Annotated in this window: 14 protein-coding genes; 1 reads left to right on the top strand and 13 read right to left on the bottom strand. The window is 69.8% G+C overall.

The genetic code is table 11. The annotated features are described in order from the left end of the window. From pstC to METY_RS15915, 3 genes are all read right to left on the bottom strand, one after another. A complete protein-coding gene (pstC, locus tag METY_RS15925; protein ID WP_103122374.1) occupies nt 1-1,380 on the bottom strand; it encodes a phosphate ABC transporter permease subunit PstC in 1,380 nt (459 codons plus the stop codon). A 98-nt stretch (nt 1,381-1,478) separates the two neighbouring features. Beyond that, on the bottom strand, nt 1,479-2,522 hold the full coding sequence (locus METY_RS15920) for a PstS family phosphate ABC transporter substrate-binding protein (protein WP_444849096.1): 1,044 nt from the start codon (nt 2,520-2,522) through the stop codon (nt 1,479-1,481). A gap of 200 nt (nt 2,523-2,722) precedes the next feature. Next, nucleotides 2,723-4,021 carry an ATP-binding protein gene (locus METY_RS15915; RefSeq protein ID WP_103122372.1) on the bottom strand — a complete coding sequence of 433 codons (1,299 nt, stop codon included), beginning with the start codon at nt 4,019-4,021 and terminating at the stop codon, nt 2,723-2,725. Nucleotides 4,022-4,115: 94 nt separating this feature from the next. On the opposite strand from METY_RS15915, the gene ppk2 reads away from it, so the two are divergent. Then, nucleotides 4,116-5,072, top strand: a complete 957-nt coding sequence (gene ppk2, locus METY_RS15910) for a polyphosphate kinase 2 (RefSeq protein ID WP_103122371.1) — start codon at nt 4,116-4,118, stop codon at nt 5,070-5,072. 9 nt (nt 5,073-5,081) lie between these two features. Here ppk2 and METY_RS15905 read toward each other — a convergent pair whose 3' ends face one another. The 10 genes from METY_RS15905 to METY_RS15860 form a co-directional block, all read right to left on the bottom strand. Beyond that, entirely contained in the window at nt 5,082-5,783 is a 702-nt protein-coding gene (locus METY_RS15905) for a class I SAM-dependent methyltransferase (RefSeq protein ID WP_103122370.1), read from the bottom strand. Continuing rightward, complete coding sequence (locus METY_RS15900; protein WP_103122369.1) at nt 5,744-6,163, bottom strand: EVE domain-containing protein; 420 nt, start codon at nt 6,161-6,163, stop codon at nt 5,744-5,746. The genes METY_RS15905 and METY_RS15900 overlap by 40 nt, the downstream gene beginning before the upstream one ends. 75 nt (nt 6,164-6,238) lie before the next feature. Then, nucleotides 6,239-7,210 carry an NAD(P)H-dependent glycerol-3-phosphate dehydrogenase gene (locus METY_RS15895; RefSeq protein ID WP_103122368.1) on the bottom strand — a complete coding sequence of 324 codons (972 nt, stop codon included), beginning with the start codon at nt 7,208-7,210 and terminating at the stop codon, nt 6,239-6,241. After that, entirely contained in the window at nt 7,207-8,262 is a 1,056-nt protein-coding gene (gene tsaD, locus METY_RS15890) for a tRNA (adenosine(37)-N6)-threonylcarbamoyltransferase complex transferase subunit TsaD (RefSeq protein ID WP_103122367.1), read from the bottom strand. Before tsaD ends, METY_RS15895 begins: the two co-directional genes overlap by 4 nt. Nucleotides 8,263-8,361: 99 nt before the next feature. Next, a complete protein-coding gene (locus METY_RS15885) occupies nt 8,362-9,012 on the bottom strand; it encodes an NUDIX domain-containing protein (RefSeq protein WP_103122366.1) in 651 nt (216 codons plus the stop codon). Further along, nucleotides 9,009-10,640: an ABC transporter ATP-binding protein gene (locus METY_RS15880; protein WP_103122365.1), complete on the bottom strand. Its 1,632-nt coding sequence runs from the start codon at nt 10,638-10,640 to the stop codon at nt 9,009-9,011. The genes METY_RS15885 and METY_RS15880 overlap by 4 nt, the downstream gene beginning before the upstream one ends. Further along, nucleotides 10,637-11,116 (bottom strand): type II toxin-antitoxin system VapC family toxin, encoded by a 480-nt coding sequence (locus METY_RS15875; RefSeq protein ID WP_103122364.1) that lies wholly within the window; start codon nt 11,114-11,116, stop codon nt 10,637-10,639. Before METY_RS15875 ends, METY_RS15880 begins: the two co-directional genes overlap by 4 nt. A 3-nt stretch (nt 11,117-11,119) precedes the next feature. Next, nucleotides 11,120-11,374 (bottom strand): hypothetical protein, encoded by a 255-nt coding sequence (locus METY_RS15870; RefSeq protein ID WP_103122363.1) that lies wholly within the window; start codon nt 11,372-11,374, stop codon nt 11,120-11,122. A gap of 21 nt (nt 11,375-11,395) precedes the next feature. Then, entirely contained in the window at nt 11,396-12,607 is a 1,212-nt protein-coding gene (locus tag METY_RS15865; protein WP_103122362.1) for an ABC transporter permease, read from the bottom strand. 4 nt (nt 12,608-12,611) lie between these two features. Beyond that, the gene (locus tag METY_RS15860; RefSeq protein WP_103122361.1) at nt 12,612-13,718 is read right to left on the bottom strand and encodes a microcin C ABC transporter permease YejB; all 1,107 of its coding nucleotides are present in this window, start codon (nt 13,716-13,718) and stop codon (nt 12,612-12,614) included. Nucleotides 13,719-13,848 lie beyond the last annotated feature (130 nt).

The following is a 13,848-nucleotide window of genomic DNA, read 5'->3' as shown; positions in this document are numbered from 1 at the left end:
TCAGTCATACTGCTCTCGGTATCTCTGGACGATGCGGAGCGCGATGAAGTTCAGCACCAGCGTGAAGAAGAAGAGCACGAAGCCGAGCGCGAAGGCCGAGAGCGTCTTGGCGCTGTCGAACTCCTGGTCGCCGACGAGCAGCGTCTTGATCTGCACCGTGACGGTGGTGACCGCTTCGAGCGGATTGAAGGTCAGGTTGCCCGCGAGGCCGGCGGCCATCACCACGATCATGGTCTCGCCGACCGCGCGCGAGATCGCGAGCATGAAAGCGGAGACGATGCCGGGAAGCGCGGCCGGGAGAACCACCTTCTTGATGGTCTCCGACTTGGTCGCCCCCATGCCGTAGGAGCCGTCGCGCAGCGACTGCGGCACCGCGTTGATCACGTCGTCGGACAGCGACGAGACGAAGGGGATGATCATGACGCCCATGACGAGGCCCGCCGCGAGCGCGCTCTCGGAGGCGACGTTGAGCCCCAAGGCCTCGCCGGTGGAGCGGATGAAGGGCGCGACGGTCAGGGCGGCGAAGAAGCCGAACACCACGGTCGGCACGCCCGCCAGCACCTCGAGCACCGGCTTCACGACGCCGCGGACCCGGGGGCTCGCATACTCAGCCATGTAGATCGCGGAAAACAGGCCGATGGGGCCGGCGACCGACATGGCGATCAGCATGATCAGGGTGGTGCCCGCGAACAGGGGCACGGCGCCGAAGGTGCCGGACGCGCCGACCTGATCGGCGCGGATCGCGGTCTGCGGCGACCACTGGAGGCCGAACAGGAAGTCGTACCAGGGGTACTTGGCGAAGAAGCGCAGCGTCTCGAACAGCACCGAGAACACGATGCCGACGGTGGTGAGCACCGCGACCGCCGAACAGGCGATCAGCAACACCTTCACGAAGCGCTCGACGCCGTTGCGGGCGCGGAACTGCGGCTCGAGCTGACGCGCGCCCCACGCGAAACCGATCAACGCCAGGCCGAGACCGACGATCAGCAGCGCCCACTCGGACAGCCCGCGCCACAGCGCGTAGGTCTCGCCCGCGGCGCGGACGCCCGGCGCGACTTCGTTGGTCTGCACGCCGTCCGCGACCAGGAGGATCTCCCGGAGCCGCGAGGCGTAGGCGAGCCCGTCGGCGGGAGCGAGATCCGCCGGCAACGCCGACATGCCGGCCCACTCCACGACGCGGTGGGCCAAGACGAGCCACAGGATGAACCAGAGCAGCATCGGCGCGATGGCAGACACCGCGAGGTAGGCGCCGTGGTAGCTTGGCAGCGAGTGCATGCGCGACGCGCCGCCGGCCATGGCGAAGGTGACGCCCTTTTGCCGCCCGACGACATAGGCGCCGGCCGCCACGAGGACGAGGCCGAGGAGGTAGATGAGGGTCATCCGACGAAGGCTCCGCCCGTAGGCTCGGAGGGGAAACGGCAGGTCTCAAACGGACGCGACGCCGGATCGTCCGATCCGGCGTCGCGCGAAGCGCAGCGTCAGGAAGCCGGCGCGCCGATGGTCGCGAGCTTCTTCGCGGCGTCCTCGGCGGTCGTGGCCATCTCCTTGGGAAGCGGCACGAGGCCCTTCTCGGTCAGGTAGCCTTCCTCGCCCATCGCCTTGTCGGAGGCATACTCGGCGATGAACTCCTTGAGACCTGGGATCACGCCCACGTGCTGCTTCTTGAAGTAGACGTAGAGCGGGCGCGAGACCTTGTACGTGCCGTCGGCGATCGCCTCGAAGGTCGGAGCCTTGCCCTCGACCGCGGCGCCCTTGATCTGCGAGCCGTTCTCTTCGAGGAACGAGTAGCCGAAGATGCCGACGGCCTTCGGGTTCGCCTCGAGCTTCTGGACGATCAGGTTGTCGTTCTCGCCGGCGTCGATGTAGGCGCCGTCTTCACGGATGGTCTTCCACGAGCGGTCGAACGCCTTGGCGTCGGACTTCTTGAGAGCCGCGAGGCTTTCGACCTTCTCGGCGCCCTTCTCCATCACGAGCTCCAGGAACGCGTCGCGCGTGCCGGAGGTCGGCGGGGGACCGAGGACTTCGATCTTCTCGGCCGGGAGCGACGGGTCGATGTCGTTCCAGGTCTTGTAGGGGTTCGCGACCGGCTTGCCGTCCGGGCCGGGCACTTCCTTGGCGAGCGCCAGGAACAGCTGCTGGCGGGTCACCTTGAAGTCGGGACCCTTCTTCGAGTTGGCGAGCACGATGCCGTCGAAGCCGATCTTAAGCTCGACGATCTCGGTGACGCCGTTCTTCTGGCAGTCCTCGAACTCGGACTTCTTGATCGCCCGCGAGGCGTTCGCCGCGTCGGGATGGCCGGCGCCGACGCCGGCGCAGAACAGCTTCAGGCCACCGCCGGTGCCGGTCGACTCGACCACGGGGGTCTTGAACTGGCCGCCCTTGCCGAACTGCTCGGCGGCTGCGGTCGTGAAGGGATACACCGTCGACGAGCCGACGATGCGGATCTGGTCGCGCGACTGCGCCTGGGCGGCGCCAGCCGCCCCGAAAACGCCCGCGAACGCAAGCGCGAGCGCGCTGGTCATCGTGAAGAGCTTCACGCTGCCTCTCCTCTGTGAGACGCCCTGTCGGACGCCGAAACCGTGTCATGGAGGCGGCCCCGACGCCGAGGCGAGACCGCGCGCCCCGCGTTCGATCGCGGGGTCGAGCAGGACCCTAGCGACGCGGCATATCTCTTCTATGACGGCCGGATGACAGATGGATGACAGCCGTCGCGCCCAGCTTTTCAGCTGGCCTTGGCGAGAGCGGACGGCGCGGGCGCAGGCGCGGCCGCGGGGATCGTCACGGTGAAGGTCGCGCCCGAACCGAGTTCGCTCTCGATGGCAAGCTGGCCGCCGTGCCGCTGGAGCACGTGCTTGACCAACGCCAGACCGAGACCCGTTCCGCCCTTCTCGCGGCTATGGGACACGTCGGGCCGATAGAAGCGCTCGGTGAGACGCGGCAGGTGCTCCGGCGCGATGCCCGGGCCGTAGTCCCGGACCGCCAGCCGTACGCCCTCCCCCACGACCGCGATCGTCACCTCGACGCGCTTCCCCTCGTCGCCGTACTTGATGGCGTTCTCGACGAGGTTCTCGACCACGCGCGTAAGCTCGTCGCGGTCGCCCGTGGCGAGCGCGGGACCGTCCGCACGCAGCGCGACCTCGACGCCGCGCTCCTCGGCCAGCGGGCTCAGCGCGTCGACCACGCTGCGGGCGACGGCCACGACGTCGACGACGTCGCGCGGACGCACATGGGCCTTGAGCTCGATCCGCGACAGCGACAGCAGGTCGTCGATCAGCCGCGACATGCGGTTCGCCTGGGCGCGCATGATGGCGAGGAACTTCTCGCGGGCGACGGCGTCGTTCTTCGCCGGCCCCTGCAGCGTCTCCACAAAACCGAGCAGCGAGGCCAGCGGCGTGCGCAGCTCGTGACTGGCGTTGGCCACGAAGTCCGCGCGCATGCGCTCGGACCGGCGCTGTTCGGTCAGGTCGCGGAAGGCGACGACGATCGCGGAGGGCGCCCCGTCCTCGCCGCCGGCGGACGCGACATGCGCCTCGATCCAGCGCTCGACCGGCACGCGCTCGGCGTAGGCGACCACCTGCGGGCGCCGGGTCTTGGCGGCGGCCTTCACGGCTTCCAGGACCTCGGGCGCGCGCACCGCGAAGGAGATCGGGTCGCCCGCCCGAATCGCGGGCAGCGCGGCCTGGGCGTGAGCGTTGAAGGCCAGCGTGACCCCGCGCCGGTCGAGCACCACCGTCGGATCGGGGAGGCCGGACAGCAGCGTCAGCGACTGGGGGCTGACCGCCTCGGGCGCGGGCGCCACCCGCCGCGCCGGAGCGGCGAAGCTTCGCCGTCGGGGCGCGACCACCGTCACGAGTCCGATAAGGACGAAAGCCAGCGCCGCCTCCAGCGGCCGGACCCGCCCAAGCGCCGCGAAGACGACAAGCATCGCCGCCGTCGCGCCCAAGGTCCAACTCGCGCGCGCGAGCCGGGCGGCGGGGCGATCGGACCGGGCGGACGAAGCGTCGTCGGGAAGCTGCGGCATGGAAGGGCGATCGTGGCCTTGCGGTGCGGCGTACTGGATGAATCGCAATAGGACGCCACCTGCGTGACGGCGCCAAGACATGAGGATGCGACCTATGACGAAGAAACCAAAGGCGGGCGAGACCAAAACGAAGACCGCCGCCGAGGCGCTGCTGGACGAGGTCGTGCCCGAAGGCGCCGGCGAAGCGCCAAAAGTCATGCTCGACGGCGTCGAGGTGGATCTCGACGCCGTCGACCTGCCCCCCGAGGTCGAGACCCGCGCCTTCGGCAGCGGCGGCTTCCCCTACGAGGAGCCCTATTCGCACAAGGCCTACAGCGCGACGCTGCGGCTTCTGCAAATCGAGCTGCTGAAGCTGCAGGCCTGGGCGAAGACCGAGAACGAGCGGATCGTGGTGGTGTTCGAGGGGCGCGACAGCGCGGGAAAGGGCGGCACCATCCACCGCATCTCCCAGCACCTCAATCCGCGCAGCCTCAAGATCGTCGCGCTGAGCAAGCCGACGCCGGTCGAGGCCGGGCAGTGGTACTTCCAGCGCTATCTGGCGGAGATGCCGACCGCGGGCGAGATCGCCCTGTTCGACCGCTCCTGGTACAACCGCGCCGGCGTCGAGCCGGTCATGGGCTTCTGCACGGCGGAGGAGACCGCCCGCTTTCTGGACGAGGCGCCGCGCGTCGAACGCCTGCTGGTGGACGACGGAGTCCGACTGTTCAAATTCTGGCTGACGATCGGCCGCGAGATGCAGATCAAGCGGCTGCACGACCGCCGGCACGATCCGCTGAAGCGCTGGAAACTCTCTCCGATCGACTACGCCGGGCTGAATCTCTGGGACAGCTTCTCCCACGCCGCGGAGCGCATGCTGTCCGCGACCCACACCGACGCGGCTCCCTGGACCGTGGTGCGGGCGAACGACAAGCGGCGTCTGCGGCTGGAATGCATCCGCCACCTGCTGCTGAACGTGCCCTACAAGGGACGGAACCTGCAGGCGATCGGCGGCGCCGACAGCCGCATCGTGATGGACGCCGCGGCGTTCCTGAAGGACGGCGGCGAGCACTAACCCGCCGCTTCAGCCGGGAACGAGCCGCCAGACCGTGCTGCGCTTGACGTCGGCGTCCTCGAGATCGCGGGTCACCGGCACGGTGTATTCCGCGAGCGCTATCAGCCGCGAACGCGGCAGATAGCTCCGGCCGGGATCACCGATCAGCACCGGCGCGCCGAGCGCAAGAAAGCCGTCGAGCCAGGCAAGCAGGCGCTCGCTCAGATCGCGCTCGTAGAACAGATCGCCGACGGTGACGAGATCGACCGCGGGATGTGGGCCGCCAATGAGGTCGTCGCCGGTGACGGAGACCACGACACCGTTGGCCGCGGCGTTGAGGGCGATGGCCGCCAGCGCGAAAGAGTCGACGTCGGCGCCGGTGACCTGCATCGCTCCCGCCTTCATCGCCGCGATCGCCACGAGCCCGGAGCCGCAGCCGACGTCCAGCACGCGCTTGCCCCGCACCGTCTCCGGCGTGTCCAGCAGATAGCGCGCGAGCGCCTGTCCGCCCGCCCAGGCGAAGGCCCAGAACGGCGGCGGCAGGCCGATGGCGGAGAGCTCGTCCTCCGTCTTGGTCCAAAGCGGCACGGCTTCGTCGGCGACGCGAAGCATGATTTCGGGCGCGTGCGGCACGGGCCGGGGCCGCGTGTTGGCGCGGACGAAGGTGGCGGGGTCGCCTCGGACGAGGTCGCTCAGGAGGTCAGTCCGCCCATGCGCCGCACCTCGGCCCACTCGTCGTCCGTCACCGGCTGCACCGAGAGCCGCATGGAGGTGACGAGCGCCATCTTAGCAAGCTTTTCGTTCGCCTTCACGGCGGCCAGCGTAACCGGCTGCGGCATGTCCTCGACCGCGCGAATGTCCACGCACTCCCAGCGCGGATCATCGGTCGAGGAATCGTGGTGCGCTAGCTTCGCGACCTCGACGATCCCAACCACCTCCTTGCCCTCGTTCGAGTGGTAGAAGAAACCGAGGTCGCCGAGCTTCATCGCGCGCATGTTGTTGCGGGCGAGGTAGTTGCGCACGCCGGTCCACTCGGTCCCGTCGCGTCCGGCCGCCTTCTGCTGCTCCCACGACCAGGCGTCGGGCTCGGACTTGAACAGCCAGTAGGCCATGGGTTGCGCGCCTCTTCGCGATTTCGACGATCGTCACAAGGTTCGGCGCTGTCTTCGAGGCCGGCGCCGCCGCCGTCAAGCCTCGGCCCTGAGCGGCCGGGCGAGCAGGCCTTCAATCGCCGCGGCGACGCTCACACGGCGAGCGACGACCTCGGCGACGGCCGCCGAGATCGGCATCTCGACGCCGTGCGCCGCCGCGAGCGCGACCAGCGCCTCGGCGGTCGCGGCGCCCTCCGCCAGCTTGTCCGGCGGCGCCTCGCCGCGGCCGAGCGCCTGACCGAGCGCGAAGTTGCGCGACTTCGGCGATGTCGCGGTCAGCACCAGATCGCCGAGGCCGGAGAGCCCCGCCAGCGTTTCCGCCCGCGCGCCAAGCGCCGCGCCCAGACGCGACAGCTCCGCGAAGCCGCGGGCGATCAGCGCCGCGACGGCGCTCGCGCCGAGGCCGCGGCCCTCTGCGGCTCCGGCTGCGATCGCGAGCACGTTCTTGGCCGCGCCGCCGAGCGCGACCCCGGTCATGTCGGCGGTGTGGTAGGGGCGAAAGCTGCGGGTGGCGAGCTTGACGGCCAACGCCGCCGCGAGCCCCTCGTCGGACGCGGCGAGCGTCACCGCCGTCGGCAGGCCGCGCGCGACGTCGTCGGCGAAGCTCGGGCCCGACAGCAGCGCATGCCCGAGACCTGGAAGCGTCTCCGACAGCACCTGCGGCGGCAGGGCGTGCGCGCCGCGCTCCACGCCTTTGGCGCAGGCGACCACCACCGCGCCGGGCTTCAGCCGAGGCGCGAGATCCCGCGCGACCTCCCGCAGGGTCTGCATCGGCGTGACAAGCAGGATGACGTCCTCGCCGCTCACCGCGTCGAGGTCGGCCGTCGGCGCCACGCCGTGGTGCAGGGCGACGCCCGGCAGCCGGCGGGCGTTGACGCGGGCCGCCGCGACCTCCGCCATCGCCGCCGCGTCCCGTCCGATCAACGGGGTGCGGCCGCCACAGGCCTCGGCCGCGACGTTGGCGAGAGCCGTGCCCCAGGCGCCGGCGCCGACGACGGCGACGCTCACGCCTTGGCTCCGGGCGCCGCCGAAGCGGCGTCCAGCGGCCAGCGCGGACGGGGCGCGAAGTCGAGGCCGTCGACGAGTCCCAAGGCCAGCCGCTCGGCGCCGGCCCAGGCGATCATGGCGCCGTTGTCGCCGCAGAGCGCGAGGGGCGGCGCGACCATGGGCGCGCCCAGATCGCTCGCCACACCCTGCAGCGCCTGCCGGATCGGGCCGTTGGCCGCGACGCCGCCGGCGACCACCAACGCGCTTGGCGCCCCGAAACTCTCGGCGAACGCCCGGGCGCCGGCCCGCGCACGGTTCGCGACCACGTCCACCACCGCGGCCTGAAAGGCGGCGCAGAGATCGTCGACGTCCGTCTCGCTCAGGGGCGCGATGCGCTCCGCCTCGAGCCGAACGGCGGTCTTGAGGCCGGAGAGCGAGAAGTTGGGCTCGACCCGGCCGTGCATGGGCCGCGGGAACGCGAAGCGCGCGGGGTCGCCGTTCGCCGCCCGGCGCTCGACCTGCGGGCCGCCGGGATAGCCGAGGCCCAGCATCTTCGCGACCTTGTCGAAAGCCTCTCCCAGGGCGTCGTCGAGCGTCGTCCCGAGCCGCAGGTAGCGCCCGACGCCGAGCACCGCGAGCAGTTGGGTATGCCCGCCCGAGGCGAGCAGCAGAAGGTAGGGAAAGGCGACGCCGTCGGTAAGCCGCGCGGTGAGCGCGTGGGCCTCCAGATGGTTCACCGCCGAAAACGGCTTGTCCGCCGCGAGCGCCAGCGCCTTGCCCGCCGTCAGGCCGACGATGACGCCGCCCACGAGGCCAGGCCCCGCGGCCGCCGCGAGCCCGTCGAGCTCGTCGAGCGTCACGCCGGCGTCGCTCAGCGCCTTGGCCACCACGCCGTCGAGCGCGTCGATGTGGGCGCGCGCGGCGATCTCCGGAACCACGCCGCCGAAGGCCGCGTGCGCATCGAACTGCGCCCGCACGACGTTGGACAGCACCTCGCCCGGCCCCTCGCCTCTCCGCCGCACGACGGCGGCGGCGGTCTCGTCGCAGGTGGTCTCGATGCCGAGGACGAGCATGGGGATCAAGCGGTCTCCGAAGGGGGAGCGCCAGACATAACGGGCGAGAGGGCGTTGCGCCATGGGGGAGGAGAGCGAGCTTCGCGCCCCGATCGCCGCTCAGCCCTCGCCGGCCTCCAGCACCGCCCGCAGCCGAGGACGGTTCATCGCCAGCCATTGCAGCGCGATCAGCAGATAGGCGTTGCTCGCGACCGGGCTTTCGATCGCCTTGATCGCGGCGTCGATCGGGATCGTGAACGGCTGGGTCAGCTCCCGCTCGTCGGCGGCGCCGGCGTGCTCTGGCAGCGCGCTTGCGTCGACCGAGGCGAGGAACAGCGTGGCGTGCTCGTCGACGATGCCCGGCGTCGGCAGGAAGGCCAGCAGCGGCTTCGACAGCGCGAGCGCGGCGAGGCCAGTCTCCTCCGTGAGCTCGCGCCGCGCGGCGAAGGCGGCGTCCTCGCCTGGCTCCATGCGGCCAGCGACGATCTCCACGAGGTCGCCCCGGCCTGTCGCGAGCGCCGCCGGCGCCCGGAACTGGCGGATGAGCACGATCTCGTCGCGGACGAGGTCCACCGCGATCACGCCTACGCACGGTCCTGCGCGCAAGACCTCGCGTTCCTGCACGATGACGCCGCGGCCGGGCGCTTCGGGCAGAGTGGCGCGCCACAGCTCCAGCTTTCGGTAGCCGTCGTGCAGCAGCGTCGGCCCTTCGAACGCCACGTCGGCGATCCGGGCGGCCAGAATGTCGTCGTCGGTCAAGTTGTCGCTCATTGGGCCACGGCTTCGGGTTCGCGGGCCTCAAGGTCGAAGGCGGCGGCCAGCAGAGCGCGGGTGTAGTCGGTCTTCGGCTGTGCGAAAACTTCCGCCGCCGGCCCATGCTCCACCACTTTGCCGTTCCGCATGACGACGAGGTCGTTCGCGAGCGCGCGCACCACCTTCAGGTCGTGGCTGATGAACAGGAAGGAGAGTTTCCGCTTGGCTTGCACCGCGCGCAGCAGGTCGACGATCTGCGCCTGCACCGACATGTCGAGCGCGGAGGTCGGCTCGTCCAGCACGATGAAGGCGGGCTCGAGCGCAAGCGCGCGGGCGATGGCGATGCGCTGGCGCTGGCCGCCGGAGAACTCGTGCGGGTAGCGGTCTAGCGCGTCCGCTCCCAACCCGACGTCCGCCAGCGCCTTGGTGGCCGCCTCGCGACGCGCCGCAGGCTTCAGCCGCGGCCCCTGCACGTCGAGGCCCTCGGTGACGATGTCGACCACCGTCATGCGCGGGCTGAGCGAGCCGTAGGGGTCCTGGAACACGATCTGCATGTCGGCGCGGAGCGGCCGCATCGCCGCCGCGGTGAAGCCCTCGATCGCCTGGCCGAGATAGGCGATGCGCCCTTCGCTCGCGATCAGCTTCAGGATCGCGAGGCCGAGCGTCGTCTTGCCCGACCCGCTCTCGCCGACGACGCCCAGCGTCTGGCCCTCCCGGACGGTGACGGAGACGCCGTCGACCGCCTTCACATGGCCCACCGTCTTGCGCAGCAGCCCTCGCTTGATCGGGAACCAGACCTTCAGGTCCGCGACCTCGACGATGGCGCGCGCCGCCGGGTCGAGCGGCGGCGGCGCGCCCTTGGGTTCAGCCGCCAGCAGCTCGCGGGTGTAGGCGTGCCGGGGCGCGGCGAACACCTGGGCGGTCCCGCCCTGCTCCACGATCTTGCCCGCGGTCATGACGCAGACCCGGTCCGCGATGCGGCGAACGATGCCGAGGTCGTGGGTGATGAACAGCATGGCCATCCCGAGGCGGCCCTGCAGCTCCTTGAGCAGCGCGAGGATCTGCGCCTGCACCGTAACGTCGAGCGCTGTGGTGGGCTCGTCGGCGATCAGCAGGTCCGGCTCGTTCGCGAGCGCCATCGCGATCATCACGCGCTGGCGCTGGCCGCCCGAGAGCTGGTGAGGGTAGGCGTCCAGCCGCTCGGCCGCGTTCGGGATGCCGACCTGACGGAGCAGTTCGAGCGTCCGCTCCCGGCACTTCGCGGCCGACCAGCCGCGGTGGACCTTCAGCACCTCGCCCACCTGCCGCTCGATGGTGTGCAGGGGGTTGAGCGAGGTCATCGGCTCCTGGAACACCATGGTGATGTCCGCGCCCCGCACCTTGCGCAACTCCCGTTCGGAGGCCTTCAGCAGGTCGCGGCCCTTGAACAGGACCTCCCCGGAGGGGTGCCCCGCGGCGGGGTAGGCCAGCAACCGCACGATGGAGAGCGCCGTGACCGATTTTCCCGACCCGCTCTCGCCGACGATCGCCAGCGTCTCGCCCTTTGCAAGGTCGAACGAAACCCCGTCGACTGCAAGCGTCCGCCCGCCCTCTCGGGCGAAGTCGACGGCGAGGTCGCGGACGGAGAGCAACGGAGCGTCGGTCATGGGCGCGTCACGGCCTTCTCGAACAGGGCGGTCAGCTCGGATTCGATAAGCGAGCATGTGGGCAGGTAAGCGCTCGCGGCCCGCAGCAGGCCGCCGTCCTGAGTTATGATGACGTCGCAGCGCGCCGACAGGCAGGTCGCGAGATGGATCGCGTCCGGCAGTCGGAGGCTCCTGTGCTCGGCGCGCAGTTCCGCAGCCCGCAGAAGCAGTTCGGCCGACACGGGAACGGCGTCGATGGTTCCGGCTTTTCGAAAGAGGGCCTCGTAGGTCGACCGCCACACGCGCGCCATCGGATCGGACGGGTCCGCCTGGGCGCGCCGCAAGGGGACGACGAGAACCTCCGCCAAAGTCAGCTCGCTCGACACGGGCGCGGCGTGACGTGTCGCCAACAGACTTCTGACGCCCATCGCGACAGGGTCATCGGCCTCCACCGCCCTGATCAACGCGTTCGCATCGAGATAGGCCCGCAGCGCCAAGCCTCAGCGGTCCCACTCGTCCCGCAGCTCGCGAACGCGAGCGACGGCCTCGTCGGTCGTCACGGGTTTGAACCCCGGAGACCGATGGAGCTCCTCGATCAGCGCTTCGATCTCCGCCCAGCTTTTGCGTTCGTCGCTGTCGATCGCCCGCTCCACCGTCACCCGCACGCGGGTCGCGTCGCCGAGCTCCGCCCGAAGGTCCTCGGGCAGCCGGTCGACGGGATAGTCCTCGCGGATGATCTTTTCGCGCTCGTCCATGGCGCGGATCCTACACCCGTCTCATCGGAACGTCTTCCGCGGGTCGAAGGCGTCGCGCACGGCTTCGCCGACGAAGATCAGCAGCGACAGCATCAGCGCGATCACCACAAAGCCCGAGATGCCGAGCCACGGGGCCTGCAGGTTCGATTTGCCTTGCGCCAGCAGCTCGCCGAGCGACGGCGAGCCGGGCGGCAGGCCGAAGCCGAGGAAGTCCAGCGCGGTGAGCGTCGTGATCGAGCCCGACAGGATGAAGGGCATGAAGGTCAGCGTCGCCACCATCGCGTTCGGCAGCAGATGGCGGAACATGATGGCGCGGTTTGAGACGCCGAGCGCCCGGGCCGCGCGGACGTACTCGAAGTTGCGGCCGCGCAGGAACTCGGCCCGCACCACGCCGACGAGCGCGGTCCACGAGAACAGCAGCAGGATGCCGAGCAGCACCCAGACGTTGGGGGCCAATACCGACGACAGGATGATCAGCAGGTAAAGCGTCGGCACCGAGGTCCAGATCTCGATGAAGCGCTGGAAGAACAGGTCGATCCAGCCGCCGAAATAGCCCTGCACCGCGCCCGCCAGCACACCGATGATTGACGAGAGCACGGCGAGGGCGAGGCCGAACAGCACCGACAGGCGAAAGCCGTAGATCAGCCGTGCCAGCACGTCGCGGCCCTGGTCGTCGGTGCCGAGCCAGTTCCATTCAAGGTCGGCGCAGGTCCGGGCCTTGGGCGCGCTTCCGCCTTGCGTCGGCGCCGCGTCGCCCTCGGGGGTCCGGCCGACGGAAGCCTTGGAGCATTGCTCGTCGGTCAGCATCCATGTCGGGGCCGAAGGCGCGGGCGTCGGCAGGTTGAGGTTGATGGTGCGGTAGGAGTAGCGGATCGGCGGCCAGATCATGTAGCCGCCGCTGTCCTTGATCAGCTTCTGCAGATAGGGGTCGCGGTAGTCCGCCTCGGTTTCGAACTCGCCGCCATAGGCGGTCTCGGCGTAGGTGACGAGCGCCGGCACGAAGAACGCGCCGTCGTGCTTCACCAGGAACGGCTTGTCGTTCGCGATGAACTCCGCGAACAGCGTGACGATGAACAGCGCCAGGAACAGCACGAGCGACCAGTAGCCCCGGCGGTTCGCCTTGAAGTTGGCGAGCCGGCGGCGGTTGATCGGCGACAGCCGCCCGCGGGCGACGGCGGGCATCGGCGGCGCGCCGGGCGACGGCGGGGGAGCGACGATCGCGGCGTCGGTCATGTCCTCACGCCTCCCGCGTCTCGAAGTCGATGCGCGGGTCGACCCACATGTAGCTGAGGTCGGAGATCAGCGAAACCACGAGGCCGAGCAGCGAGAAGATGTAGAGGCTGGCGAAGACCACGGCGTAGTCGCGGTTGACGATCGACTCGAAGCCGAGCAGCCCGAGGCCGTCGAGCGAGAAGATGGTCTCGATCAGGAGGGCGCCGGTGAAGAACGCCCCGATGAAGGCGCCGGGGAAGCCGGCGATCAGCAGCAGCATCGCGTTTCGGAACACGTGCCCGTAAAGCACCTGGTTCTCGCTCAGGCCCTTCATCCGAGCGGTCTGGACGTACTGCTTGCGGATCTCGTCCAGGAACGAGTTCTTGGTCAGCAGCGTGGTGGTGGCGAAGGCGGAGATGCCGAGCGCGATCAGCGGCAGCGTCAGGTGCCAGAAGTAGTCGACGATCTTGCCCCAGAGCGACAGCTGGTCCCAGTTGTCGGAGGTGAGGCCGCGCAAGGGGAACCAGTCCAGGAAGGTTCCGCCGGCGAACAGCACCACCAGCAGGATCGCGAACAGGAAGCCTGGGATGGCGTAGCCGATCACGATCACGGTCGAGGTCCAGACGTCAAAGCGCGAGCCGTCGCGCACCGCCTTGGCGACCCCGAGCGGAACCGAGATCAGGTAAGAGATCAGCGTCATCCACAGGCCGAGCGAAATCGACACCGGCATTTTCTCGAGGATGAGGTCGACCACGTCGATGTCGCGGAAATAGCTGCGGCCGAAATCGAAGCGGGCGTAGTCCCAGACCATCTTCAGGAAGCGCTCGTGCGCCGGCCGATCGAAGCCGAACTGCTTCTCCAGTTGCTTGATGAAGGCCGGATCGAGCCCCTGCGCGCCGCGGTACTTCGACGTCACGGGGTCGCTGGAGACCGAGCGCTGGGTCGGCGAGAGGTCGTTGCCTGAGCCGCCCGAGAATCGATCGGTCGCGTTGGTCCCCTGCCCCGTGACCTCCGCGATCACCCGCTCCACCGGCCCGCCCGGCGCAAACTGGATGATGACGAAGGAGACCAGCATGATCCCGAGGATCGTGGGCACGATGAGCAGCAGGCGGCGTGCGACGTAGGCGAGCATGCGGCGTCAGGCCCTCGTCGCGGAAGACGAACAGACAAGGTCAGGCCCACGACGTCGGTCGCGCATCCGCGACGTCGGCGCCGGGCGCGGTCCGAAGTGGTGCAGGCTCTGTCCCAGGGGCCATGACGCT

The sequence above is a fragment of the Methylopila sp. Yamaguchi genome (assembly GCF_002897035.1).
GTDB lineage: Bacteria > Pseudomonadota > Alphaproteobacteria > Rhizobiales > Methylopilaceae > Methylopila.
The sequence above is the reverse complement of the archived record's forward strand: the minus strand, read 5'-3'. Positions and strand labels throughout refer to the sequence as shown.

Bases quoted from the DNA above. Each gene is read 5' to 3' on its own strand.
- pstC (WP_103122374.1), bottom strand. From the start codon at position 1,380: ATGACCCTCATCTACCTCCTCGGCCTCGTCCTCGTGGCGGCCGGCGCC.
- METY_RS15920 (WP_444849096.1), bottom strand. From the start codon at position 2,522: ATGACCAGCGCGCTCGCGCTTGCGTTCGCGGGCGTTTTCGGGGCGGCT.
- METY_RS15915 (WP_103122372.1), bottom strand. From the start codon at position 4,021: ATGCCGCAGCTTCCCGACGACGCTTCGTCCGCCCGGTCCGATCGCCCC.
- ppk2 (WP_103122371.1), top strand. From the start codon at position 4,116: ATGACGAAGAAACCAAAGGCGGGCGAGACCAAAACGAAGACCGCCGCC.
- METY_RS15900 (WP_103122369.1), bottom strand. From the start codon at position 6,163: ATGGCCTACTGGCTGTTCAAGTCCGAGCCCGACGCCTGGTCGTGGGAG.
- tsaD (WP_103122367.1), bottom strand. From the start codon at position 8,262: ATGCTCGTCCTCGGCATCGAGACCACCTGCGACGAGACCGCCGCCGCC.
- METY_RS15885 (WP_103122366.1), bottom strand. From the start codon at position 9,012: ATGAGCGACAACTTGACCGACGACGACATTCTGGCCGCCCGGATCGCC.
- METY_RS15880 (WP_103122365.1), bottom strand. From the start codon at position 10,640: ATGACCGACGCTCCGTTGCTCTCCGTCCGCGACCTCGCCGTCGACTTC.
- METY_RS15870 (WP_103122363.1), bottom strand. From the start codon at position 11,374: ATGGACGAGCGCGAAAAGATCATCCGCGAGGACTATCCCGTCGACCGG.
- METY_RS15865 (WP_103122362.1), bottom strand. From the start codon at position 12,607: ATGACCGACGCCGCGATCGTCGCTCCCCCGCCGTCGCCCGGCGCGCCG.
- METY_RS15860 (WP_103122361.1), bottom strand. From the start codon at position 13,718: ATGCTCGCCTACGTCGCACGCCGCCTGCTGCTCATCGTGCCCACGATC.